Source organism: Rhodococcus sp. NPDC060086 (assembly GCF_042730275.1).
In the GTDB taxonomy this organism is placed as follows: domain Bacteria; phylum Actinomycetota; class Actinomycetes; order Mycobacteriales; family Mycobacteriaceae; genus Rhodococcus.
The window spans coordinates 64436-87209 of sequence record NZ_JBHWWZ010000008.1; the positions used below are offsets into that span (position 1 = coordinate 64436).

The following is a 22774-nucleotide window of genomic DNA, read 5'->3' on the forward strand; positions in this document are numbered from 1 at the left end:
ATGCGTATGCCACGCATCCGCATCGACTACGGTTCCGAGCCGGCCCAGTTCGGGTACCTGTACACACCGACCGAGGTCGACGGCCCGCTACCGGTGGTGATGCTGATCCACGGCGGTTACTGGAGCGCAGACTTCCACCTCAACCTGGCGACGACGCTGGCGGCCGAGCTCGCCCGGCGCGGGGTGGCTGCGTGGAACGTCGAGTACCGGAGAGTCGGGGCAGGCGGCGCGTGGCCGGAGACGAGCGCCGACATCGAATCCGCACTCGCTGCGACCTCGACCTTGCTGCTCGAATCTTCGCCGGTTCCGCTGGACGTCGCCGACGTCCGGATCGTCGGGCATTCTGCGGGTGCTCAACTTGCGCTGTGGGTGGCGGGCAGACGCGACTGCCCGGTGCGGCCGAGTCGCGTGATCTCCCAGGCAGGTGCCCTCGACCTCGTGTCCAGGGCCGCTCGCGGCGGCGGTCCACTCGAGGCATTGTTCGGAGTGTCCTATTCGGACGATCCGCAGCTGTATCACGATGCGTCGCCGCTGCACCGGGTCCCGACCGGGGTGCCGACAGTGTGTATCCACGGCCGCGGGGACGTGCAGGTACCCGCGGCCGCCAGTCGTGCATATGTCGACGCCGCAGGTGCCGCCGGCGACCGGGTCGTGCTGTGGGAGGTGCCGGGGGAGGGGCATAATGCGTTCCTCGACCGCACCACCCGCAGCTGGGAACTGACGTTGCAGGCGGTGCTGGGCGACGACCCTTGGACGGATGGGGCGGACTAGTGCGCGGGCTCGAGCATGTCACGGTCCTTCGACGGAAGAATTGCCGCCACCAGTAGAGTCCCGACAGCCAGAGCTATGCCGCCCACCAGACTGGCCTGCCCGATCGCATCGGCGAACGCGGCACCGGCGGCTTCTCGCAACGGTTCCGCGTGGGACGCGGCGAGGGGATTCGCGGCGAGTTCCTCCGCGACGATCGAGGCACCACCTACGGAGTCGCCGGCTGCAGCGATGGCCAGCTCGGCCTGTTCGGCCATCGACCCGGTCAGGTTCGTGAAGGGAAGATCCGACAGGAAGCCTGCGATTTCCCGGTGATAGGTGGTCGCGAGAACCGAGCCGAGCAACGCGATTCCGAGCGAACCGCCGAATTCGACGGCGGTGTCGTTGAGTCCACCTGCCGCGCCGAGCTCGTTCTCGGGGAAGCCGGCCATGATCAGGTCGGTGGCGGGTGGAGTCGAGAGACCGATGCCGATGCCGAGGAGCAGGAGGCAGACGAGGTAGATCCCGTACCCGGAATCGGATTGGGACTGCGTGAGCGCGAGCACCCCGAGCGTGGCCGCGGCCATCCCAGCGGTCACCGTCGCGCGGGTACCGAACCGGGGTGCGAGACGAGCACTGGCGGCGGCGCCCGCGGATACCGCTCCGGCGAGCGGAAGCAGGCGCAGGCCTGTTTCGAGCGGCCCGTAGCCGAGCACGAACTGGAACTGCTGTGCGACGAAGTAGATGACGCCGAATGTCGCGAAGAACAAGAGCAGCACCGAGATGCACGCGGCCCCGACGGTCCGATCGACAACTCGTGCGAGGTCGAGCAGGGGGTGCGGGTGCCGCAGTTCCCAGGCGACGAACGCCACCGCTGCTGTCGCCGCAGTTGCCAGAACCGCGAGAGTAGCTGGGCTCCAGCCGAAGTGGAATCCGTCGATGATCGCGTACACGAGACCGCCGACGGTGACGATCGACAGCAGCCCGCCGATCCAGTCGGTGCGGTCGACATGGTCTGCGCGGGAGGCCGGGACGAGCGCGAGGGAGGCGATCGCCGCTGCCGCGGCGATGGGCACGTTGATCAGGAATGTCGAGCCCCAGGAATGCGATTCGAGCAACCACCCGGCCAGTAGTGGCCCGAGAGCGATCGCAAGGCCGGAGGTCGCGGCCCATGCAGCGATGGCGCGGGCGCGTTCGTGCGACGGAAATATCGCGACCAGGAGTGAGAGGGTCGCGGGCATGATCACGGCCGCGCCGACGCCCATCACGATGCGTGCGGCGATCACCTCGGTGGCGCTGTCGGCGAGGCTCCCGAAGACCGCTCCCGCGGCGAACACCGCGAGACCGGCAAGGAGCGCGCGTCGTCGGCCGAACCGGTCGCCGAGGACACCGCACAGCAGCATGAGCGCTGCATACGGAACCGTGTAGCCGTCGATGATCCACTGCATATCGGTGCTCGTCAGCTGCAGGTCACGCAGCATGCTCGGCGCTGCCACGATCAGCGCGGTATTCGCCATCACCACGATGAGAAGGCTCAGGCACAGCGTTGCGAGAGCGGCCCATCGACGTGGGTAGGGGCTGTCGGAGCGGACTGATGCCCGGATCTCCGGGGTGGTGTCGGTCATGAGCTCTCCTCCATGCGGGCCCGGCTCCGGGCCTGGATTGCACAGTCGTGTGCAATCTAGCTAATTGCACAGTCGTGTGCAACTAGACTGGAAGGTGCATCACACGTACGGCGAAACGAGGATGAGCAGCGTGGAGGAGTCGGTCATGCGACCGCGGAAACGCACGAACGTGAACCGTTCACGGATCCTCGACGCGGCGATGCGCTGCTTCGCATCGGACCCGGACTCGAGTATGGACGACGTGGCGAAGGCCGCCGGTGTGGTGCGACGCACCGTGTACGCGCATTTCCCCAACCGGGACGCGCTCGTCGAGGGACTTGCCGACGAGGCAGGAGCGGCGCTCGCCGCGTCCGTCGAGCCCCCCGAACCCGAGGACGCCGCCGTGGCGCTCGCGGCGGGGGTTCTGCGCCTCAGTCCGGTCGGCGACCGATATCGGGTACTTCTGTCGTTCGCGCGCAAGGAAGTCGGTGAGGACCGCATCAGTGAGCTCATTGCGCCGGTCCGCACGCACACCTACGGTGTCGTCGACCGGGGTCGCGCGGCAGGCGTGTTCTCTGCCTATCTTCCGACCTCCGTGCTCGTCGCGATGATGGAGGGCCTGACCATGGCCACGCTCGAACACGCCAACCGCGGGGGCGTCGACGATGCCGGCGGCGCCATGGCGCTCGGTGTACTGGTCCTCGCGGGTGTCGCTCCCGATCGCGCCGAGGAGGTCGTGGCGTCTGCACGGCGGTGGCTGCAGACCACGGCGTGAATCCGGGTCACGACGCGGAGCCGAACACGGTCTGCCGCACAATGCTGTGAATGTGTGCACCGTACGGCGCTAGACTGGGCTACGGACACGACGCCCGTCGTGTCCGTATCTGAACCGAAAGCAGGCCGTTCCGTCCACGTGAGTGAACCAGACCGCACCCGCGACCCCGACGACGTAGACCGGATCCCGGTCCGATCGAGCCTGGATCTCCCGCCGGAGGCTGCAGCACCCCTGGTGGGGGCAGCCGACGAGAATCTCATCGCACTCGAGACGGCCCTCGCAGCCGACATCCACGTGCGCGGCAATACCGTCACCCTGAGCGGGAGCCCCGCAGACGTTGCCCTCGCCGAACGCGTGATCGGTGAACTGGTCACGCTGGTGCGCCGCGGGCAGCAACTGGGCCCCGATGCCGTGCGCCGGACGGTGGGGATGCTCACGAACGGGCTGTCGGATTCGCCGGCGGAGGTGCTCAGCCTCGACATCCTGTCCCGGCGCGGGAAGACCATCCGGCCGAAGACCCTCAATCAGAAGCGGTATGTCGACGCAATCGACGCCAACACGATCGTGTTCGGTATCGGCCCGGCCGGAACCGGCAAGACCTACCTGGCGATGGCGAAGGCCGTGCAGGCTCTGCAGACCAAGCAGGTCACCCGCATCATCCTCACCCGTCCCGCGGTCGAGGCAGGCGAACGTCTCGGTTTCCTGCCCGGAACCCTGCACGAGAAGATCGACCCGTACCTGCGGCCTCTCCACGACGCCCTGCACGACATGATGGATCCCGAAGCGATCCCGAAGCTCATGCAGGCCGGGGTGATCGAGGTCGCGCCGCTGGCGTACATGCGTGGTAGAAGTTTGAATGATGCATTCATCATCCTCGACGAAGCGCAGAACACCACCGCCGAGCAGATGAAGATGTTCCTCACCCGTCTCGGCTTCGGATCGAAGATCGTGGTGACCGGCGACATCACCCAGATCGACCTGCCCGGTGGCGCAAAATCGGGTCTTGCCGCAGCCGCTGAGATCCTCGACGACATCGACGACATCGAGTTCGCGCGGCTCGACAGCAGCGACGTGGTCCGTCACCGACTCGTCTCCGACATCGTCGACGCCTACGGGCGTTTCGAAGCCGAGAGAAGTGGCGATGCGGTCATCGGAAACCGAGCCCAGCGACGAGCCGCGCAACACCGGATCCCACGCCGGTGATCATGCAGCACAACCCGAATCCGTCAGAAGTGCAGAAGGAACGACAGTCATGAGCATCGAAATCTCGAACGAATCCGGGATGGAGGTCGTCGAGGAAGACCTGCTCGACGTCGCCCGTTTCGTCATCGCCCGAATGGACGTGCACCCCGCAGCGGAATTGTCGATGGTGCTCGTGGATTCGAACACCATGGCCGATCTGCATGTGCGTTGGATGGATCTACCCGGCCCGACCGACGTGATGTCGTTCCCGATGGACGAACTCGAGCCGGGCGGTCGCCCGGACGCACCCGAACCGGGCCCGTCCATGCTCGGCGACATCGTGTTGTGCCCGTCGTTCGCTGCAGACCAGGCAGAGAAGGCCGGTCATTCGCTCGACAACGAACTTGCTCTTCTCACGGTGCACGGCATGCTGCATCTGCTCGGCTACGACCATGCCGAACCCGAAGAAGAGAAGGAAATGTTCGGCCTGCAGAATCAGTTGCTCGCCGAGTGGTACGAGGAGTTGCGGCTCGCCGAGCGTGATGCCCGGCTGGCTGCGCGCGATCAGCAGCTGCTCGGAAAGGCCGGATTCGTCGACAATCCGGAGCTGTGACGGTGTCGCCGGCCGCGGATGATGCAGGGCGCGCAGGAATGAGTGCCGCGTGAGTATCGTGATCTTCTCCTACGCTCTTGCATTTCTCCTCGTGATATTCGGCGGACTGTTCGCCGCAATCGATTCGGCGCTGAACACGGTGTCGGCGGCTCGTGTGGAAGAGCTCGCGAAGGACGGCCGTGCGGGCGCCCGCAGACTTCTTACGCTCCTCGAAGATCGTCCCCGCTATATCAATCTCGCGGTACTGCTGCGCATCCTGTGTGAGCTGACCGCGACAGTGGTGCTCGCGGGAGAATTGCTCGATCACCTCAGTCGTAGCTGGGCGCTCGTCATCAGCGCCACGGTGATGGTGGTGATCGACTATGTCGTCATCGGTGTAGGGCCGCGCACGCTCGGCCGCCAGCACGCTTACTCGATCGCACTCACCGCCACCGTGCCCCTGCGTGTGCTCGGTGTGATCCTGGGTCCGATCAGCCGGATCCTCATCCTCGTGGGTAACGCCCTCACCCCTGGCCGAGGTTTCCGCAACGGCCCGTTCGCCAACGAGATCGAACTTCGCGAACTCGTCGACCTGGCGCAGGAAAGTGGGGTGGTGGCCGACGACGAGCGACGGATGATCCAGTCGGTCTTCGACTTCGGCGACACCACTGCGCGCGAGATCATGGTGCCACGACCTGAGATGGTCTGGATCGAGAACACCAAGACCGCTGGTCAGGCGACATCCCTGGCAGTGCGGAGCGGGCACTCACGCATCCCGGTGATCGGCGAGAACGTCGACGACATCTGCGGTGTCGTCTATCTGAAGGATCTGGTGCAGCAGACCTATGACGCGAGCGACGGCGGGCACAGCGTCTCGGTCGCCGAGGTTATGCGTCCGCCGGTGTTCGTGCCCGATTCCAAGCGTCTCGACGAGCTGCTCTCCGACATGCAACGCGACCGCAATCACATGGCCGTGCTCGTCGACGAATACGGCGGCATCGCAGGCCTGGTCACGATCGAAGACGTCATCGAGGAGATCGTGGGCGAGATCGCCGACGAGTACGACGTCGGTGAGATCCCCGACATCGACGATCTGGGCGACGACACCTACCGTGTCTCCGCGCGCCTGCCGGTCGAGGACCTCGGTGAACTGTTCGGCATCGAGATCGACGACGACGAGGTCGACACCGTCGGCGGCCTCCTCGGCTACGAACTCGGTCGTGTTCCGCTGCCGGGTTCTCAGGTACGCACCCACGGTCTCGTCCTGCGCGGCGAAGGCGGACCCGATGTCCGCGGTCGCGTCCGAGTGAACACCGTGTTCGTCCGGCGCGTTTCGGAATCCGAAGACTCACCCACCTCTCGAAAGGAGGACGGCGCGTGCTCTGCATCGTGAACGAGGACGTAGCAGCGTCGAACATCAGATGGCAGAACACAAAGTGAACGACTCCGATTTCCGTTCCGGATTCATCTGCTTCGTCGGGCGGCCCAATACCGGCAAGTCGACGTTGACGAATGCACTGGTCGGCAGCAAGATCGCCATCACCTCGTCGCGTCCGCAGACCACCCGCCACACGATCCGCGGGATCGTCCACCGCGAGCACACGCAGTTGATCCTCGTCGACACACCGGGGCTGCACCGGCCCCGCACCCTGCTCGGACAACGCCTCAACGACCTCGTGCGCGACACGTACTCGGAGGTCGACGCCATCGGAATGTGCTTTCCCGCAGACGAGAAGATCGGTCCCGGCGACCGGTGGATTCTCGAACAGGTCCGCACCGTTGCGCCGCGCACACCGCTGATCGCGATCGTGACGAAGATCGACAAGGTGGGCAAGCAACAGGTCGCGGCGCAGCTGCTTGCGGTGTCGAAGCTGTTCGGCGGCGAGACCGACGTGGTTCCCGTGTCCGCGACATCGGGCGAGCAGGTCGAGGTCCTCGTCGACGTGATCGCGTCGCACATGGAGCCGGGGCCTGCGTTCTACCCCGACGGTGAGCTCACCGATGAGCCCGAGGAAACCCTCATGGCCGAACTCATCCGTGAAGCGGCGCTCGAAGGCCTCGGAGACGAGCTTCCGCACTCGCTCGCCGTGGTGATCGAGGAAGTGCGCGAGCGCGAGGGACGTACCGAGAAGCAGGGCGAGATGCTCGATGTGCATGCTCTGCTCTATGTGGAGCGTCCGAGCCAGAAGGGGATCGTCATCGGCAAGGGCGGCGCACGGTTGCGTCAGGTCGGGACGGCGGCGCGCGCCCAGATCGAGAAGCTGCTCGGTGTGAAGATCTTCCTCGAGCTGCATGTCAAGGTCGCGAAGGATTGGCAGCGGGATCCGAAGCAATTGGGACGCCTCGGATTCTGACCTTCCGCTGTCGCGTGTACCGACGTCGTCGATGGAACGCGTAGGTGTCGGAATTGTCCGATGAGACTAGGGTCTCCGCATCGTTGTCGATGCGGAGGTCCGAATGCGCATGTCTGTCCCGGTCGCGGTCACCGCGGCGTCGCTGCTCCTTGTCGCAGGGTGCGGATCGGGCGGCGATGTCGCCGCGGTGCCCATCACGTTCACTGCGGGAGAAGAGATTCCCGTTGACCTGTCGATGAGGCCCAGCAACGTCGGCGGACGTAGTACGCCGTTCTACTCCGGATACCGCCCGCAGGTGTCGTTCGCGTCGGCGGATGCGATCACCTGCACGATCAAAGGGCCTGCCCACGGTGAGCCGTTCGAGCCGGGAACGAGGTCGATCGTGCCGATTGTGTGCACCGTCGAGGTGACCGTCGGATCGGAGGATGTGAAAGTCGGTGTTCTGGAGGGCGGTAGGGAAGTGGGGACCGGCACGGTGCGATTCTGAGGGTGCCGGTGCGGCTCTGGGAGCTGAGCCCTGGGGCCCGGTACGTCAAGGTTGTGCCGCCGCTGCCCGCAGTAGGAGGAGTGTGGCAGCGGCCAAGTCCGTGTCGGACCCGGTCGACAGGCGGCGCAGTTGCAGTCCTGCGATCGTCGCGACGAGGACCGGTCCGAGCGTCTCCGCATTCGGGACGCCGAGGGCACGGAGGATTGCCACGGTGAGGGCGTCGTACGCAGACCAGCAGTCGTCTGCGGTCGCACGCAGATCCGGGTCCCGGCCCGCCTGGATCCACAGCTCGTATGGTGCGATCCTCTCGGCGGTGAACGCGAGGTCCGTCGCCACCCGCTCGGTGATCACCGCGGCTTCCGTGAACGAAAGAGACTGGGATCGATATGTTTCCGCGATCGCACGCAGTCGTTCGGTTTCCTCCTCGACGAAGGTGGTGAGCGCGGCCCCGAGGAGGTCGGACTGGCTGGGGAAGTGGTAGGTGATCGACCCCAATGACACCTCGGCACGAGAAGCGATGCGCCGATTGGTGATTCCTGCAATTCCGTGGGTGCCGACGAGATGCAGTGTCGCGTCGATGATGCGGTGCCGAGCATCCGTGGACACGACTACCACCACCCCGCTGGGCTCTGTTCGTGCCAGCGCAGCACCGATTCGAGTTGAGCGGCGAGCGACACGAGCATCGGCTCGGAGTTGTCAGGTCCGAGAAGTTGTGCGCCGATGGGCAATCCGTCGTCGGTGAACCCTGCGGGAATATTCACGCCGGGCCATCCGAGCACATTCCACGGCCATGCGTACGGGCACGCAGCGGTGATCACCTTGTCGGTGGCCCACCCGCCGAGACCGTCGATCGCGTCGACCGTCGGTGGTGGTGTTGCCGTGGTGGGAGTCAGCACGACGTCGACTCGATCGAAGATCCGGCCGACCCGACCCCTGAGCCGGGGCTCGGCAGCCAGAGCAGCCCGGAGCGGAAGCCCGTGCAGGAGCTTGCCGGTGTGCGCATTGGCGCGGGTGCGGCGATCTACGAGCGACGGGTCGGCCAGTGCGTTCACCCAGTCGTGGATCCCGGCCATCGATCGCGGGAGGAAGTCCAGTCCGAACGTGATTCCGTAGTCGGGGTCGGCGAGTATCACCTCGTGTCCGAGATCGCGGAGTGTGGTCGCGAGTGCGGTGATGCGGGTGCGTACCCGTGGGTCGAGCCGTCTTGGTGTTGCCGTGAACGGAAGCTTCAGGGACAGTGCAATTCTCAGTCGGCCGGGGTCGCGTCCCACCGCGTCGGAGACCGTCGGCGAGTCGCGGCGATGGCGGTCGCCGGGGTGATTACCGGTCACCGTGTCGAGCAGGAGTGCCGCATCGGCGACGGTGCGAGCGAGGGGGCCGTGGGTGGTCAGCCCGTAGAACGACTCGGGATGAGGCCACATCGAGATCCGGCCGCGTTGCGGCTTGATGCCCACCAGGTTCGTCCATGCGCACGGGATCCGAACCGAACCGGCGCCGTCGGACCCGAGGGCTGCGGGGACCAGTCCCGCGGCAACTGCGGAAGCGCTCCCGCCGGACGACCCGCCCGGCGTGTGGTCGCGTGACCAGGGATTTCGCGTGTGTCCGTAGGTCGGGTTGCCGGTCAGGGGCCACTGACCGACCTCGGAGGAGTGGGTCTTGCCGACTATCACGGCGCCTGCGTTGCGGAGTCGTCGGACCACCTCGGCGTCGTGTTGCCGAACCGGGAAGTCTCCCGCGCAGCCGAAGGCCGTGTTCTCACCGGAGATGTCGGTGTCGTCCTTGACCGCGATCGGGACGCCCAGCAGGGGAGCGTGCTCGCCCGCAGCGCGGCGACGATCGGCCTCTGCCGCCTCGGTCAGTGCCGCTTCGCGCCGCACGACGCGGAAAGTGTTGAGCGTGGTTCGGCTCGCGTCGATGCGGTCGAGTGCGGCGCGGACGAGTGCCACCGAGGTGGTGGTTCCTCCGTCGAGTGCTGCAGCCATGTCGGTCAGTCCGGCGGACCGGGCGGGTACGTCCTGCGTCGTCATGCGTCCCCCAACGTTGTTCGTTCGAACGAACAGTAACGCGTTCCAGTATCGGGTGTCGAGGAATTCCCGGGACTCCCGCCGCCCGCACAGCAGGTGCTGTCGTGCCGACGTGACACACTCGGAGGCGTGAGGTTGTACAGGGACAATGCCGTGGTGCTGCGTCAGCACAAGCTGGGCGAGGCCGACCGCATCGTCACCCTGCTCACCCGTCGGCACGGGCTCGTCAGAGCAGTCGCGAAGGGAGTGCGCCGCACCCGCTCGAAGTTCGGTGCGCGACTGGAACCCTTCGCCCACATCGACGTGCAACTGCACCCCGGACGCAACCTCGATATCGTCACCCAGGTCCAGACCCTCGACGCATTCGCGATCGGCATCGTCGACGACTACGGGCGCTACACCACCGCGTGCGCGATCCTCGAGACGGCCGAACGGCTCGCGGGCGAGGAGCGCGCGCCCGTGCCCCGGCTCCACGCCCTGACCGTCGGCGCCCTGCGTGCGGTGTGCGATCGGACGCGGCCCCCGGAGTTGGTATTCGACGCTTTTCTGCTGCGCGCCATGCTCTACGCCGGGTGGGCACCCGCGATCACACAGTGCGCCCGCTGCGACCGGCCGGGACCGCACACGGCATTCCATGTCGGGGCGGGCGGCGCGGTCTGTGTGGAATGCCGGCCGCCCGGTGCGGCGACACCTGCGCAGGGAGTGCTGGAACTGATGGACGCGCTCAACCGAGGGCGCTGGGAGGTCAGTGAAGCGGCGCCCACCTCGGTGCGCAGCCAGACCAGCGGCCTGATCGCCGCGCATCTGCAATGGCACCTCGAGCGTCAGCTGCGGTCGCTGCCGCTCATCGAACGTAGTAGTCCGCACGGGGCAGGAAACCCGGAAACCGGCGTCAGGCAGGATGGGGACCGTGATTCGACGACGCGAACCGCACCGACCGGCTGACCGCACGATCCGCCCACCCGACCCCCATCCATCGGGTGCGCGCGCCCCGATCATCCAGCCCGAGCTGATCCCGCAGCACGTTGCGCTGGTCATGGACGGTAACGGTCGCTGGGCACAAGAACGCGGATTGCCTCGCACCGCCGGTCACGAACGCGGCGAAGCCGTACTCATGGATGCCGTGTGCGGCAGCATCGAGGTGGGCGTCAAGTGGCTGTCCGCCTACGCGTTCTCCACCGAGAACTGGAAGCGGAGCCCCGACGAGGTGCGGTTCCTCATGGGCTTCAACCGCGACGTGATCCGCCGGCGTCGCGACGAGATGCACGAGATGGGTGTGCGTGTCAGGTGGGCGGGTCGCCGCCCACGTCTGTGGCGCAGTGTCATCAAGGAACTCGAGATCGCCGAGGAACTCACCAAGGACAACGACGTGATGACACTCGTCATGTGCGTCAACTACGGTGGCCGGGCCGAGATCGCCGATGCCACCCGTGAGATCGCACGTCGCGTCGCGGCCGGAGAGATCGATCCCGAGAAGGTCAGCGAAGCCACGATTGCCCGTTATCTCGACGAGCCGGATATGCCCGACGTCGATTTGTTTCTCCGGCCGTCGGGAGAGCAGCGGTTCTCGAACTTCCTGCTATGGCAGTCCGCCTATGCAGAAATGGTGTTCCAGGACAAGAACTTTCCCGACTTCGACCGACGCGACCTCTGGGCGGCCTGCGTCGAATACGCCTCCCGCGACCGTCGGTTCGGGGGTGTGAAATGACGGCATTCCGAGAGCGGATCGCTGGGCTGCTCACTCCGTTCGTCGACATGCGGACCTCCGCGACCAACGGCGACGACGCCCTGGGCTTCGACTACGGTGCCGTCCCGTTCGCGGTGCAGGTGGTCACCCTCACCGAGGGCCTCGACGTCGTGTCGCTCACCGGGATTCTCGGCTGGGATCTCCCGCTCGGCGACGACGTGCGTGCGCGGGTGGCGACGGCCGCCGACACCGTGCAGTTCGGGTCGGTGCATCTGATCGAGCGCGACGCAGAGGCGGATGTGGTCCTGCGCTACTCGTTCCCCGTCACGGGCCTCGAAGACACCGCTCTGACGACGATGCTGCTGCTGGTTCTCGACGGCGCCGCGAGCGCTCGCGATGTGGTCGGCGCCTCGGCCGGCTCCGGCGAGACGGCATAACCGGCCAGGCGTGGTACGTCCCCTCAGTCCTCTGCGAGCGCGCAGTCGGTGCATGTGCCGAAGATCTCGATGGTGTGACTGACGTCGACGAATCCGTTCGCGTCGGCCATCTCGTGCGCCCAGCGCTCGACCTCCGGTCCGTCCACCTCGACGGTGAATCCACAGCGACGACACACGAGGTGGTGATGATGCCCCGACGAGCACCGTCGGAACATCGACTCCCCGGAATCGGTGCGGAGCACATCGACGCTGCCCACCTCGGCGAGGGACTGCAGCGTGCGGTACACGGTGGTCAGGCCGATCCCGTCGCCGCGCTTGCGTAGTTCGTCATGGAGGTCCTGTGCCGTCCGGAACTCTTCTGTGTCGTCGAGCAGGGCGATGATCGCGCTGCGTTGCTTGGTGGAGCGAACCCCCACGAGGGGCTTGCGGGCGGAGGTCAAGGTGGACGTCAACCTTCCTTGTCAGGGGTTGCCCGGCTAGGGGCGTGCGGAGTTTCTCGGGCATGGGCGACAGCGTCGACGACGATGTGGGCGAGATGATCATCCGCGAGGCGGTACAGGACTTCGCGTCCGGACCGGTCTCCGCGAACGACACCGGCGGTCTTCAGGACACGCAGATGCTGACTGATCAGCGGTTGAGTGACGCCGAGTGCTCCCACGAGCTCGTGCACGCATCGCGCAGATTCCCGCAGCTGGAGGACGATCGCGATCCGGATCGGCGCAGACAGCGCACGCAGGAGCTCGCCTGCGGTGACGAGTGTGTCGTGCGGGATCGGCTGCCCGGTCTCGGCGGATTCGTGCGATTCGGGAGCGCGAGCGTCCACCGTGCAGTCGTGGTGACCGGTGTCGAGACTCAAGGGGGCTCCTTCGGAGGGTGAACCGCACGTTATTGCAAACCGATCTCATTTTGATATGCACAGATGTGCATGTCAACCGCCGCATGTTCGGAGTCCGGCCATGGAGCGATAGTCTTGGGGATCGACGCATGCTGCGAACCCGCATCCGAGATGGAGAGAATCCGAGTGGCACCCAAATCCAAGATCGATACCGTCGCCAACCTCGCCAAGCGCCGCGGGCTGGTCTACCCCTGCGGGGAGATCTACGGCGGCACCAAGTCGGCCTGGGACTACGGGCCGCTCGGTGTGGAACTCAAGGACAACATCAAGAAGCAGTGGTGGCGCAACATGGTCACCAGCCGCGACGATGTCGTGGGCCTCGACTCGTCGGTGATCCTGCCTCGTCAGGTGTGGGTCGCGTCTGGTCACGTCGGCGTGTTCAACGACCCGCTCGTCGAATGCCTGAGCTGCCACAAGCGACACCGTCAGGATCACCTGCAGGAGGGCTACGCCGAGAAGCACAAGCTCGACGATCCCGATGCCGTGGCGATGACCGAGATTGCGTGCCCCGACTGCGGCTCCAAGGGCCAGTGGACCGAACCCCGCGATTTCAACATGATGCTCAAGACCTACCTCGGTCCGATCGAGAGCGAAGAGGGTATGCATTACCTGCGTCCCGAGACCGCGCAGGGCATTTTCGTGAACTTCGCCAACGTGCTCACCACGTCGCGTAAGAAGCCGCCGTTCGGTATCGGCCAGATCGGCAAGAGCTTCCGCAACGAGATCACGCCGGGCAACTTCATCTTCCGCACCCGCGAGTTCGAGCAGATGGAGATGGAGTTCTTCGTCAAGCCGGGTGAGGACGAACAGTGGCACCAGTACTGGATCGATTACCGCATGGACTGGTACACCGGACTGGGCATCAACAAAGACAATCTGCGCCTGTACGAGCACGCACAGGAGAAGCTGTCCCACTACTCGAAGCGCACCGTCGACATCGAGTACCGCTTCCACTTCCAGGGCAGCGAATGGGGTGAGCTCGAGGGCGTCGCCAACCGCACCGACTTCGACCTGACGACCCACGCGAAGCATTCGGGCGCCGATCTGAGCTTCTTCGATCAGACCACCAACGAGCGCTACACGCCGTACGTGATCGAACCGGCAGCCGGCCTCACCCGTTCTCTGATGGCGTTCCTCGTCGACGCGTACACCGAGGACGAGGCGCCCAATTCCAAGGGCGGGGTCGACAAGCGCACCGTGCTGCGTCTCGACCGTCGGCTCGCGCCGGTCAAGGCTGCGGTGCTGCCGCTCTCGCGTAACGCGGATCTCAGCCCGAAGGCCAAGGATCTCGCCGCTCAGCTCCGCCAGAACTGGAACATCGAGTTCGACGACGCGGGCGCGATCGGCCGCCGCTACCGTCGACAGGACGAGATCGGCACGCCCTTCTGTATCACCGTCGACTTCGACACGCTCGAGGATCATGCGGTCACCGTCCGCGAGCGCGACACGATGGCGCAGGAGCGCGTGAGTCTGGATCAGGTCGAGGGTTACCTCGCGCAGCGTCTGATCGGGTGCTGATCGGAGGCACCCCTACCCGCGCCTGATGATCACAGGCGCAACGGCAGAAGGCAGGCACACCGCGTCGACGCGAGGTGCCTGCCTTTTCGTGCGGCTACTGCGATCTACCGGTCTGCGCCGTGATGGGCTCGGCGAGACCCTGCTCGTCGCATTCCTTCTGGAGTCGGGCCAGCGTCTCGTCGAGACCGGGGCCGAGCTGGGGGCCGGGGGTGAAGGTCGCGGGAAGATTCCGCATCCCCTGGATGATGCCGATCGTCTCGTAGTGCACTGCTTCGGCGGGATCGCAGTAGAAGTCCGGCATGCGGTCGAGGACTGCGATGAGCATCCGCTTGAACACTGTCCGTGCGACATTGGACCCGATGCATCGATGAATTCCGAGTCCGAAACTGAAGTGACGGTTTCCTTTCCGCTCGATATCGACGCTGTGGGGATTGTCGAACAGTGACGGATCGCGATTGGCCATCGCCCACGAGAGCCACAATCGTTCACCTTCTCGGAACTGGGCTCCGGCGTAGTCGCAGTCTGCGGAGAAGGTCCGGCCGTCCCCCGGGGCAGGTGTGAAGAACCGTAGGAACTCCTCGGTCGCGGAGTCGAGCAGGGTGTCGCGCTCGAGACTGATCAGTTCGCGTTGGTCCGGATTCTGGGACAGCCATTCGAGCGAGTGCGCGGTCAGCGCGGTCGTCGTGTCGAATCCGCCGCCGATCAGCAGCGACAGCATGCCGAGAACTTCCCCGTCGGGTGGGTTCTCTCCGTCGATGTCGGCGTGGACCACCGCGTTGACGAGACCGGGGCGCGGGTGCCTGCGGATCTCCGCGACGGCGGCGTACAGATCAGCGCCCATCGCGCGTTGCAGTTCGCCGATGCGGGCCCGGTCGGGGGAATCGGGCGGTGTGTACACCGACGCATGTACCGGTTCGTTGTAGATTTCCCATTTGGCGAGCGGGATGCCGAGCATGCCGAGAGTGAGTACTGCAGGCACGATATTGGCGAGGTCGTCGACGAAGTCGATCCGGCCGGTGGTGATCTTCTCGTCGAGGCACGCGCGCACCACCTCGTCGATGACGGGAATCCATCGTGTGACGGCAGCCGGTGAGAGGTACGGGTTGAGGGCCTGGCGATAGTAGCGATGCTCCGGTGGGTCCATCTCGAGCATGCCGCCCCGGACCCCGTTGGCAAGCTCGCCGGTCGGGATGGTGATGCCGCGGTATCCGCGCCGGACACCCTGGACGTCGTTGTCGTTGGAGATGTCGCCCGACCTCGCAAGGTGGAAGACCTCGTCGGCTCCGGCTGCGACCCAGTGCCCGCCGTGGGCGTCGGTCCACGCGATGGGGCAGCCTTCGTGCATGTCGCGGGTGATGGACTCGAACTGCTCCCGGTACTCGGGTGCGTGTCGATCGAAGTGGATGTGGTTCTTGCCGGAATCGGTCTGGGTCACGACCAGGAGCTCCTCATCTGAAAATGTGGTGCGCATCACCGGGTGGGGGCGGTTGACGGCAAGCTACCAGTGTTCTGCTGAGCAAGAAAGGGATTCGATGATTATGAGAGTGATCTTCTCGCTGGTGGGTGCTCAGCATTCAGAGTGGGATCGTCCCGAACATGCTAGAAGCGGCCCCCGCTCGACCCGCCGAAGCCGCCCCCACCGCCGCCCCCGAAGCCGCCACCCCCGAAACCGCCTCCGAAGCCGCCTCCACCACGGCCACTGTTGAGGACGCTGTTGATGAGGATGCCGCCGAGGATGGCGCCGGTCATGTTGCCGCCCGACGAGCCGCCGTGCGGCGGACGCTGCTGACGGTCCCATTTCTGCACGTCGTCCTGGGCGGAACGCAACGCCTTCGCAGCCAGGCCCGCGGCGGCCTGCGCGTGCTGCATCGCGGACGCCGGATCCGATTGCGCGAGCTGCTGCGCTGCCTGCAGATGACGTTCGGCCTCCGACAACCGGGTACGGGCCTGCGCCCCGACGACACCGCGCCTCGTACCGATGAAATCGGCTGCGGCCGTGACCTGTGCCTGCGCCGCCGCCAGATCCTGCTGAAGACGTCGGCGGGCCTGCTCCTGGGCTTCCTGGGCTTCACGGGTCTGCGCACGCAACGCATCGAGTCGCGCATCCGTTTCCACCACCCGCGTGAAACTGCCCAGCGGGTCGTTGTGCTGCTCGGCCCGTGCATGATCGAGCGCGTCCTGCGCTGCCTTCCGCGCTTCGTCGAGTTCCGGGCCGCCTGCCGCTGCGAGCCGCGCGGCGTCCGCGATGCCCTGCGCCGCATCTTCCATCGCTTCGGGAAGGGTCGCGATGGCTCGTCGGATGTCCTCGGCCGCGTGATCGAGGGCGTCGAGCAGCATCGCCCCGTGCCCCAGGGCTCCTTCTGCTTCACGGATCGCCCGCACCGCGTCGCCCTGCTCGCCGGCGGGTCGCGCGACCGCGGTCCGCCCTTCGTCGACCGCCTTCTCCGCGAAGGCGATCTCTTCCTCCGCGAGCGTGACGTTCTCGACGACGGGAGCGAGAGCACCCGCGGGGAACTCGCTGCGCAGCTGAGCGAGGATCGTCTCGGAGTGGGGGAGTCGTGCTCGCAGCCCGATTGCACGCTGAGTGAGCGCATCGAGGCGTTTCGGGGCGTCGAGGAGCAGGTTGCGCATGTTGTCGAATGCCTCGACCTGCGCGTCGAGGTCGTCATTCGCCTTACCGCACGAGGAGATCAACTGCACGAGCATGTCGCGCTGCTGCTGCGGGGTTTCCGGGATGTCGTCGTCGAGTCGCTGCCGGATTTCGAACGCGGACGTGAGTGCGGTGCGGGCCTGGTCGTAGGCGCGGTCGAACGGTTGCACGGCGGACCGGCCGAACTCTCCGCGTGCCAGTTCGAGTGCCTCGGCGCTCGAGCGCACGGCATTGTCGGTCTCCACGAGGACTTCCTGTGCGTACAGCTCGAGGCCTTCGAGCGGTAGTGAACGCAGGCTGTCGACGTCGTTCGGATCGATCTGGGCGGCCTGTGCAGCACCGGCCTTCGCGCGGTTGCTCTTCGATCGGCGCGAGTACAGGTACACCCCGCCGGCGCCTGCGGCGATGACACCGCCGCCGACGAGCAGCGTCGTCGCGGGTGCGCTCGACGGCGTGAGTGCGTTGCCGAGGCCTTCGGCAGCGCCGACCGCGGCTCCCGCCCAGTCGGTAGGTTCACGCAACTCCGGTGTGATGTCGTTCGCCACGATCCGGTCGCGTTCCGACGCGCTGACCTCGGAGCCGTCCGGAGTCCACAGTGCGAAGTCGCGATCGTCGGTCGCGATAGCGAGTAGAGCGGTGTCCGAGCCGAATCCGCTGGCCTGAGCAGTCGTCTGCACCCAGGTGTCGCGGTCGTATCCGTCGAACGTCGACACATACGTCACCCAGAGCTGGAGTTGGTGCTCGTCGTACAACGCATCGGCCGTTGCCTGGATCCGCGAAGTGTCGTCACCGCTCAGCACACCCGCGGTGTCGGTGATCGGTTGCGGCAGCCGCGACGGCGGCTCGGCGGAGGCGATCGCGGGAGCCATCAACCAGGCCGCGACCGCGAGCAGGACGGGGACGAAGACGAGCACGGCTGTCGAGGGATGTCGGTCCGCGGCCGATAAGTGAGCCATGGGACGAATCTAACGGTTCCGTGCGTGCGGTGGCACCGTGGCGCGTGTCCGCGCGGGTGTCCGGCCGCGCACTGGCAGAATCGGGGAGTGAGTACTGCATCCCGCCGCCAAGGCACGGTCACGAGCGTCGACGAGGACCAGCGCAGTTTCGGGTCCCGCCTCGCCCGGTGGTGCCGTCGTCTGATCGCCGGACTGCTCCTCGCCGCGGTCCTGGTGGTGGGCGGGACGGCAGTGCGGGTGTGGCAGGTCGCGCGCATCGACGATTGGACACCCGCCGACGCCATCGTCGTGCTCGGCGCCGCGCAGTACTCGGGAACCCCGTCTCCGGTGTTCGAAGCGCGCCTCGAACAGGCCCGCAAGCTCTACGAGAACGGTGTGTCCGACACCATCGTCACCGTCGGCGGCAAGCAGGAAGGCGACCTGTTCACCGAGGCGGCCTCCGGTAAGAACTACCTCGTCGAGACCGGCGTGCCCGCGGACGCCATTGTCGCGGTCGAGGAGGGGGCCGACACCCTCCTGAGCATCAAAGCCGTCAGCGAGGAGATGAGTGCGATGGGCCTGTCGTCGGCGGTGCTGGTGAGTGATCCGTGGCACGGACTGCGCACCCGGACGATGGCACGCGACGCGGGACTCGATGCGTGGACTGCGCCCACCCGGCAGGGCCCGGCGGTGTTCACACGCGAATCGCAGTTCCACGGCATCGCCCGGGAGACCGGGGCGCTGATCTGGTACCAGATCACGCACTACTCGGCAGACTTCGAATACACGGCAGACCAGTGACATAGGGTCGCAGCGACGAAGGACGGTGGTATGCCGGGATACAGCGAACACGATCTCGCGCGGCGTGTGGAGGAAGCGCCGAAGCGATCGGGACTCGCCGGTGCGGAATCGGCTGCGTCCGATCGCACCGCATTCGCGAGGGACCGCGCCCGCGTCCAGCACTGTGCGGCGCTGCGTCGGCTCGCGGACAAGACACAGGTGGTGGGCCCGCGCGACGGCGACACCCCCCGCACCCGGCTGACCCACTCGATGGAAGTGGGTCAGATCGGTCGCAGCATCGCCGAGGGGCTCGGGGCAGACCCCGACGTCGTCGATCTGGCAGGCCTTGCCCACGACATCGGTCACCCTCCCTACGGGCACAACGGCGAACGCGCGCTCGACGAGGTCGCCGAGCCGTGCGGGGGCTTCGAGGGCAATGCCCAGAACCTGCGGATCCTGACCGCACTCGAACCGAAGATCCTCCACTCGGACGGCACCAGCGCGGGATTGAACCTCACCCGCACCTCGTTGGACGCGACGCTCAAGTACCCGTGGATCCGTCCGACTCCGGGCGCGAAGTTCGGCGCGTACGACGACGACGCCGACGAACTGGCCTGGATCCGAGACGGTGCGCCCGAGCGCCGTCGCTGTCTCGAAGCGCAGATCATGGACTGGTCCGACGACGTCGCCTATTCGGTGCACGACGTCGAGGACGGCGTGATCGACGGCCGCATCGATCTGCGGATCCTCGGTGACACCGATTCGGTTGCAGGCCTCATCGCGCTGGGCCTGAAGGAGTTCTCCGGCCTCGATCCGGCCGAATTGGAGGAGGCGGCGCAGCGCCTGTCCACCTTGCCGGTCGTGGTCGGGGTGGGAACCTACGACGGCACACTCGCCGGCGCGGTCGCCCTCAAGCGGCTCACCAGCGAACTCGTCGGCCGGTATGCGACGGCCGCGATCAGCGGCACCCGCGAGGTCACCGGCAATGCGCCCATCACCCGCTACGACACCGACCTGGTGATCCCGCAGATCGTGGCGTCCGAGGTCGCGTTGCTCAAGACCATGGCGCTGCAGTTCGTGATGTCCGACAGCGCTCATCGATCGAGACAGGTCGGCCAGCGCGAACGCATCCATCGGGTCGCCGAATGGTTGCTGCGCACGGCACCGGTCGGACTCGACCCGATCTTCGTCGCCGAGTGGGAGGCCGCGCCCGACGATGCAGCCAAGGTACGGGTGATCGTCGATCAGATAGCGTCCTTCACCGAATCGCGACTCGAACGGGTCGACCGCGACAGCCTCGCCGCGCAGGCCAGCTGGGGCTAGCAACCACCGCCGCCGATCTGGCCGAGAACACGGCCTAGACTCGTCGGCGTGGCCGGCAGAATTTCAGACAGAGACATCGCGGCCATTCGCGACCGCGTTCGGATCGAAGACATCGTGGGCGACTATGTCGCCCTCAAACGCGGCGGCGCCGACTCGATGAAGGGGTTGTGCCCCTTCCATGACGAGAAGTCGCCGTCGTTCCACGTCCGCCCCAACCACGGGCATTACCACTGCTTCGGCTGTGGTGAGGGCGGCGACGTCTACTCGTTCATCCAGAAGATCGAACACGTCAGCTTCGTGGAGGCCGTCGAACAGCTCGCCGAACGTGTCGGCTACACCCTCAGTTACGAGGGCGGCGGACCGTCCGTGCAGCGCGACCGCGGGACCCGGGCCCGTCTGGTTGCCGCGAACGCCGCCGCGCAGCAGTTCTACGCCGAACAACTCCGCGCCCCCGACGCACAGGCCGCACGCGACTACCTCACCGAGCGCAACTTCGACCAGACCGCCGCAGAGATGTTCGGGTGCGGCTATGCACCCGCGGGCTGGGACCATCTCACCAAGCATCTTCTCGGCCGCGGATTCGAGTTCGCGGAACTCGAATCCGCGGGATTGTCGAGGCAGGGGCGTCGCGGCCCGATCGACCGGTTTCATCGGCGCTTGCTGTGGCCCATCCGTAACCTCGCGGGCGATGTCATCGGGTTCGGCGCCCGCAGGCTCTACGACGACGACCAAATCACCGCCAAATACATGAACACACCGGAAACGGTGCTGTACAAGAAGTCTCAGGTCCTTTTCGGTCTCGACCTCGCGAAGCGGGAGATCGCCAAGTCGCATCAGGCGGTGATCGTCGAGGGCTACACCGACGTCATGGCCATGCATCTCGCCGGAGTGAAAACCGCCGTCGCTTCGTGTGGTACGGCATTCGGCGACGAGCACCTCGCGATGCTGCGTCGTCTGCTCATGGACGACAGCTACTTCCGCGGCGAGGTCATCTACACCTTCGACGGCGACGCAGCCGGACAGGCCGCGGCGATGAAGGCGTTCGAGGGCGACCAGAAGACCGCAGCGAAGACGTACGTCGCGATCGCCCCGGAGGGGATGGATCCGTGCGAGCTGCGGCAGGCGTCGGGCGACACCGCCGTCCGCGAACTCGTGGCGCGACGCACCCCGATGTTCGAGTTCGTCGTCAAATCGATCCTGCTGGAACACGACCTCGACACCGCTGAAGGTCGCGTCGAGGCACTACGCCGATGTGTGCCGGTCGTCGCGCAGATCAAGGATCGGTCTCTGCGCGACAACTACGCGGTCCAGCTCGCGCACTGGGTGGGGTGGGACGACATCCCCATGGTCCGTCGCCGGGTCCAGGACGAAGCACGTCGAGGAGGCGGGCGAGGGGCGGCGCCCAAGCCTCGGCCCGCTGCCGTCGACAAGGGGTCGTCATCGCAGGAGCCGGCGATGCGACGCCCACGGCCGGGAGATCCTGCGCTGTGGCCGCAACGTGACGGGCTGAAGGCGGCGCTGCAGTATCCGGGTATGGCGGGAACGGTGTTCGATTCGTTGCCGGGCGAGACGTTCACAGACCCGGCCTACTCGGCGGTGCGGGAGGCCATTGCTCGCGTCGGTGGTGTCGGGTCGGGGATGGGCGGCGCCGAATGGGTAGACGCCGTCGGGCGCGCAGCGACCGACCCGGTCGTGCGCTCGTTGGTGATGGAACTCGCAGTCGAGCCGATTCCCGCCGAAGAAGACCGCATGCCCCGCTACATCGGGGGAGTGCTGGCGCGCCTGCAGGAAGTGTGGGTGGGTGAGCAGGTGGCGGAGCTGAAATCGAAGCTGCAACGCATCTCGCCTGCCACGGAGTCCGACGAATTCCACGCGCTGCTGGGCGACCTCGTCGCGCTGGAGCAGTATCGGCGCAGCTTGCTCGACCAGGCCATCGGCGATGCGGGCGGCGACGGCCTGGCCGGCTGACGCTATTTCTTGAGCTGATCCCGGGGGATCATGATCGTCGTCGTCTCGTCGATCGGCTTCATCGGTTCGAGCTTCGGCTGTGGGTTCAGAGAATCCGAGAGCTTCTGACGCCCCACCTCGATGGCCTTCTTGGTGACCGGACTGGCGGCCACCGCCTTGGCGGTCTTGCTGATCTGTTCGTATCGGGCTCGACCTGCCCGGGTGCCGAGTACGTACCCCGCGGCAACCCCGACCAACAATCCCATCAATGTGTCGTCCTTCCACCATGTGTGCGCGTCCTCCCCATCCTGCCCGATGACGCTCCGCATGCCCACATGCAGGCGATTTGGTTCTGAGGCGGAAGGGGCGCTATGGTTTTTCACGCACCGAGGGAAACCCCGGAGCACCGCAGATCAATCCCCTGTAGCTCAATTGGCAGAGCATTCGACTGTTAATCGAAGGGTTGCTGGTTCGAGTCCAGCCGGGGGAGCGCACAGAATCCTCCCACCCCATGCGGGGTGGGAGGATTCTTTCGTTTCACCGGCCGCCGCGGTGTGACGTACTCGATAGAGTCGCCTTTCGAAACTTTCCTCCGCTTACCCGGGTTTCCTCGCGTCGACGACCTGAGGAAACCCGGGTAAGCGGAGGAAGGTTCTTATTGGTCCACCCGGTGCGGCGGAACGCGCTCGCCGCCGGGTAGCATGCGTACGCGCTGTCCGGTACGGAAAGCGCTCTGCAGCGCTGTGTCGCTGTGGAGGGGCGGTAGCTCAGTCGGTTAGAGCCGTGGACTCATAATCCATTGGTCGCGGGTTCGAGCCCCGCCCGCCCCACTCCCTC

22 protein-coding genes and 2 tRNA genes are annotated in these 22774 nt (G+C 66.2%); 16 read left to right on the plus strand and 8 right to left on the minus strand.

Going from position 1 to position 22774, the window contains the following annotated elements; genetic code table 11:
* Nucleotides 1–6 precede the first annotated feature (6 nt).
* The gene (locus tag ACFWB0_RS07395; protein WP_378489789.1) at nt 7–771 is read left to right on the plus strand and encodes an alpha/beta hydrolase family protein; all 765 of its coding nucleotides are present in this window, start codon (nt 7–9) and stop codon (nt 769–771) included.
* Here the strand turns inward: ACFWB0_RS07395 and ACFWB0_RS07400 are convergent.
* Nucleotides 768–2372: an MFS transporter gene (locus tag ACFWB0_RS07400; protein ID WP_378489790.1), complete on the minus strand. Its 1605-nt coding sequence runs from the start codon at nt 2370–2372 to the stop codon at nt 768–770. The genes ACFWB0_RS07395 and ACFWB0_RS07400 overlap by 4 nt on opposite strands.
* Nucleotides 2373–2517: 145 nt before the next feature.
* Between ACFWB0_RS07400 and ACFWB0_RS07405 the strand changes: the two genes are divergently transcribed.
* The 6 genes from ACFWB0_RS07405 to ACFWB0_RS07430 all read left to right on the plus strand — a co-directional run bounded on the left by ACFWB0_RS07405 (nt 2518) and on the right by ACFWB0_RS07430 (nt 7741).
* Complete coding sequence (locus ACFWB0_RS07405) at nt 2518–3126, plus strand: TetR/AcrR family transcriptional regulator (RefSeq protein ID WP_378489791.1); 609 nt, start codon at nt 2518–2520, stop codon at nt 3124–3126.
* 138 nt (nt 3127–3264) lie between these two features.
* Complete coding sequence (locus tag ACFWB0_RS07410; protein WP_378489792.1) at nt 3265–4329, plus strand: PhoH family protein; 1065 nt, start codon at nt 3265–3267, stop codon at nt 4327–4329.
* Nucleotides 4330–4378: 49 nt separating this feature from the next.
* Entirely contained in the window at nt 4379–4921 is a 543-nt protein-coding gene (gene ybeY, locus ACFWB0_RS07415; protein ID WP_378489793.1) for an rRNA maturation RNase YbeY, read from the plus strand.
* Nucleotides 4922–4970: 49 nt separating this feature from the next.
* A complete protein-coding gene (locus ACFWB0_RS07420; protein WP_378489794.1) occupies nt 4971–6293 on the plus strand; it encodes a hemolysin family protein in 1323 nt (440 codons plus the stop codon).
* A gap of 28 nt (nt 6294–6321) precedes the next feature.
* Nucleotides 6322–7254, plus strand: a complete 933-nt coding sequence (gene era / locus ACFWB0_RS07425) for a GTPase Era (RefSeq protein WP_378489795.1) — start codon at nt 6322–6324, stop codon at nt 7252–7254.
* A 103-nt stretch (nt 7255–7357) separates the two neighbouring features.
* On the plus strand, nt 7358–7741 hold the full coding sequence (locus ACFWB0_RS07430) for a hypothetical protein (protein ID WP_378489796.1): 384 nt from the start codon (nt 7358–7360) through the stop codon (nt 7739–7741).
* 45 nt (nt 7742–7786) lie between these two features.
* On the opposite strand, the gene ACFWB0_RS07435 is transcribed toward ACFWB0_RS07430, so the two are convergent.
* Both ACFWB0_RS07435 and ACFWB0_RS07440 read right to left on the minus strand, forming a co-directional pair.
* On the minus strand, nt 7787–8347 hold the full coding sequence (locus ACFWB0_RS07435; RefSeq protein WP_378489797.1) for a TetR/AcrR family transcriptional regulator: 561 nt from the start codon (nt 8345–8347) through the stop codon (nt 7787–7789).
* A 2-nt stretch (nt 8348–8349) separates the two neighbouring features.
* Nucleotides 8350–9768 carry an amidase gene (locus ACFWB0_RS07440; RefSeq protein WP_378489798.1) on the minus strand — a complete coding sequence of 473 codons (1419 nt, stop codon included), beginning with the start codon at nt 9766–9768 and terminating at the stop codon, nt 8350–8352.
* 126 nt (nt 9769–9894) lie between these two features.
* On the opposite strand from ACFWB0_RS07440, the gene recO reads away from it, so the two are divergent.
* From recO to ACFWB0_RS07455, 3 genes are read left to right on the plus strand one after another with little or no spacing between them, the layout of a single operon-like run.
* A complete protein-coding gene (gene recO / locus ACFWB0_RS07445; RefSeq protein WP_378489799.1) occupies nt 9895–10710 on the plus strand; it encodes a DNA repair protein RecO in 816 nt (271 codons plus the stop codon).
* A complete protein-coding gene (locus tag ACFWB0_RS07450) occupies nt 10667–11473 on the plus strand; it encodes an isoprenyl transferase (RefSeq protein ID WP_378489800.1) in 807 nt (268 codons plus the stop codon). Before recO ends, ACFWB0_RS07450 begins: the two co-directional genes overlap by 44 nt.
* On the plus strand, nt 11470–11889 hold the full coding sequence (locus ACFWB0_RS07455) for a hypothetical protein (protein ID WP_378489801.1): 420 nt from the start codon (nt 11470–11472) through the stop codon (nt 11887–11889). The genes ACFWB0_RS07450 and ACFWB0_RS07455 overlap by 4 nt, the downstream gene beginning before the upstream one ends.
* Before the next feature lie 23 nt (nt 11890–11912).
* On the opposite strand, the gene ACFWB0_RS07460 is transcribed toward ACFWB0_RS07455, so the two are convergent.
* Nucleotides 11913–12329: a Fur family transcriptional regulator gene (locus tag ACFWB0_RS07460; RefSeq protein ID WP_378489865.1), complete on the minus strand. Its 417-nt coding sequence runs from the start codon at nt 12327–12329 to the stop codon at nt 11913–11915.
* An 8-nt stretch (nt 12330–12337) separates the two neighbouring features.
* A complete protein-coding gene (locus ACFWB0_RS07465; RefSeq protein WP_378489866.1) occupies nt 12338–12661 on the minus strand; it encodes an ArsR/SmtB family transcription factor in 324 nt (107 codons plus the stop codon).
* 249 nt (nt 12662–12910) lie between these two features.
* Between ACFWB0_RS07465 and ACFWB0_RS07470 the strand changes: the two genes are divergently transcribed.
* Nucleotides 12911–14302 carry a glycine--tRNA ligase gene (locus ACFWB0_RS07470; RefSeq protein WP_378489802.1) on the plus strand — a complete coding sequence of 464 codons (1392 nt, stop codon included), beginning with the start codon at nt 12911–12913 and terminating at the stop codon, nt 14300–14302.
* A 94-nt stretch (nt 14303–14396) separates the two neighbouring features.
* Here the strand turns inward: ACFWB0_RS07470 and ACFWB0_RS07475 are convergent, their stop codons facing one another.
* Nucleotides 14397–15773, minus strand: a complete 1377-nt coding sequence (locus ACFWB0_RS07475) for a cytochrome P450 (protein ID WP_378489803.1) — start codon at nt 15771–15773, stop codon at nt 14397–14399.
* A gap of 128 nt (nt 15774–15901) precedes the next feature.
* Entirely contained in the window at nt 15902–17908 is a 2007-nt protein-coding gene (locus ACFWB0_RS07480; RefSeq protein WP_378489804.1) for a TPM domain-containing protein, read from the minus strand.
* A gap of 87 nt (nt 17909–17995) precedes the next feature.
* Here ACFWB0_RS07480 and ACFWB0_RS07485 point away from each other — a divergent pair, with 87 nt between their 5' ends.
* Genes ACFWB0_RS07485 through dnaG form a run of 3 tightly spaced genes read left to right on the plus strand, consistent with a single transcriptional unit; the run spans nt 17996 to nt 21958 of the window.
* Nucleotides 17996–18688: a YdcF family protein gene (locus tag ACFWB0_RS07485; RefSeq protein WP_378489805.1), complete on the plus strand. Its 693-nt coding sequence runs from the start codon at nt 17996–17998 to the stop codon at nt 18686–18688.
* 30 nt (nt 18689–18718) lie between these two features.
* Nucleotides 18719–19990, plus strand: coding sequence for a deoxyguanosinetriphosphate triphosphohydrolase (locus tag ACFWB0_RS07490; protein ID WP_378489806.1), 1272 nt, complete (start codon nt 18719–18721; stop codon nt 19988–19990).
* Between the two features lie 48 nt (nt 19991–20038).
* Nucleotides 20039–21958 carry a DNA primase gene (gene dnaG / locus ACFWB0_RS07495; RefSeq protein ID WP_378489807.1) on the plus strand — a complete coding sequence of 640 codons (1920 nt, stop codon included), beginning with the start codon at nt 20039–20041 and terminating at the stop codon, nt 21956–21958.
* A 2-nt stretch (nt 21959–21960) separates the two neighbouring features.
* Here dnaG and ACFWB0_RS07500 read toward each other — a convergent pair whose 3' ends face one another.
* On the minus strand, nt 21961–22206 hold the full coding sequence (locus tag ACFWB0_RS07500) for a hypothetical protein (protein WP_054807162.1): 246 nt from the start codon (nt 22204–22206) through the stop codon (nt 21961–21963).
* 148 nt (nt 22207–22354) lie between these two features.
* Between ACFWB0_RS07500 and ACFWB0_RS07505 the strand changes: the two genes are divergently transcribed.
* Both ACFWB0_RS07505 and ACFWB0_RS07510 read left to right on the plus strand, forming a co-directional pair.
* Nucleotides 22355–22427, plus strand: a tRNA-Asn gene (locus ACFWB0_RS07505).
* 266 nt (nt 22428–22693) lie between these two features.
* Nucleotides 22694–22767: transfer RNA gene (locus ACFWB0_RS07510), tRNA-Ile, on the plus strand.
* Nucleotides 22768–22774 lie beyond the last annotated feature (7 nt).

What these genes read in the sequence shown, in the direction of transcription:
- ACFWB0_RS07475 (WP_378489803.1), bottom strand. Translation starts at nt 15,773, where the DNA reads ATGCGCACCACATTTTCAGATGAGGAGCTCCTGGTCGTGACCCAGACC.
- ACFWB0_RS07440 (WP_378489798.1), bottom strand. Translation starts at nt 9,768, where the DNA reads ATGACGACGCAGGACGTACCCGCCCGGTCCGCCGGACTGACCGACATG.
- ACFWB0_RS07490 (WP_378489806.1), top strand. Translation starts at nt 18,719, where the DNA reads ATGCCGGGATACAGCGAACACGATCTCGCGCGGCGTGTGGAGGAAGCG.
- ACFWB0_RS07430 (WP_378489796.1), top strand. Translation starts at nt 7,358, where the DNA reads ATGCGCATGTCTGTCCCGGTCGCGGTCACCGCGGCGTCGCTGCTCCTT.
- era (WP_378489795.1), top strand. Translation starts at nt 6,322, where the DNA reads ATGGCAGAACACAAAGTGAACGACTCCGATTTCCGTTCCGGATTCATC.
- ACFWB0_RS07405 (WP_378489791.1), top strand. Translation starts at nt 2,518, where the DNA reads ATGCGACCGCGGAAACGCACGAACGTGAACCGTTCACGGATCCTCGAC.
- ACFWB0_RS07455 (WP_378489801.1), top strand. Translation starts at nt 11,470, where the DNA reads ATGACGGCATTCCGAGAGCGGATCGCTGGGCTGCTCACTCCGTTCGTC.
- ybeY (WP_378489793.1), top strand. Translation starts at nt 4,379, where the DNA reads ATGAGCATCGAAATCTCGAACGAATCCGGGATGGAGGTCGTCGAGGAA.
- ACFWB0_RS07400 (WP_378489790.1), bottom strand. Translation starts at nt 2,372, where the DNA reads ATGACCGACACCACCCCGGAGATCCGGGCATCAGTCCGCTCCGACAGC.
- ACFWB0_RS07395 (WP_378489789.1), top strand. Translation starts at nt 7, where the DNA reads ATGCCACGCATCCGCATCGACTACGGTTCCGAGCCGGCCCAGTTCGGG.
- ACFWB0_RS07480 (WP_378489804.1), bottom strand. Translation starts at nt 17,908, where the DNA reads ATGGCTCACTTATCGGCCGCGGACCGACATCCCTCGACAGCCGTGCTC.
- ACFWB0_RS07450 (WP_378489800.1), top strand. Translation starts at nt 10,667, where the DNA reads ATGGGGACCGTGATTCGACGACGCGAACCGCACCGACCGGCTGACCGC.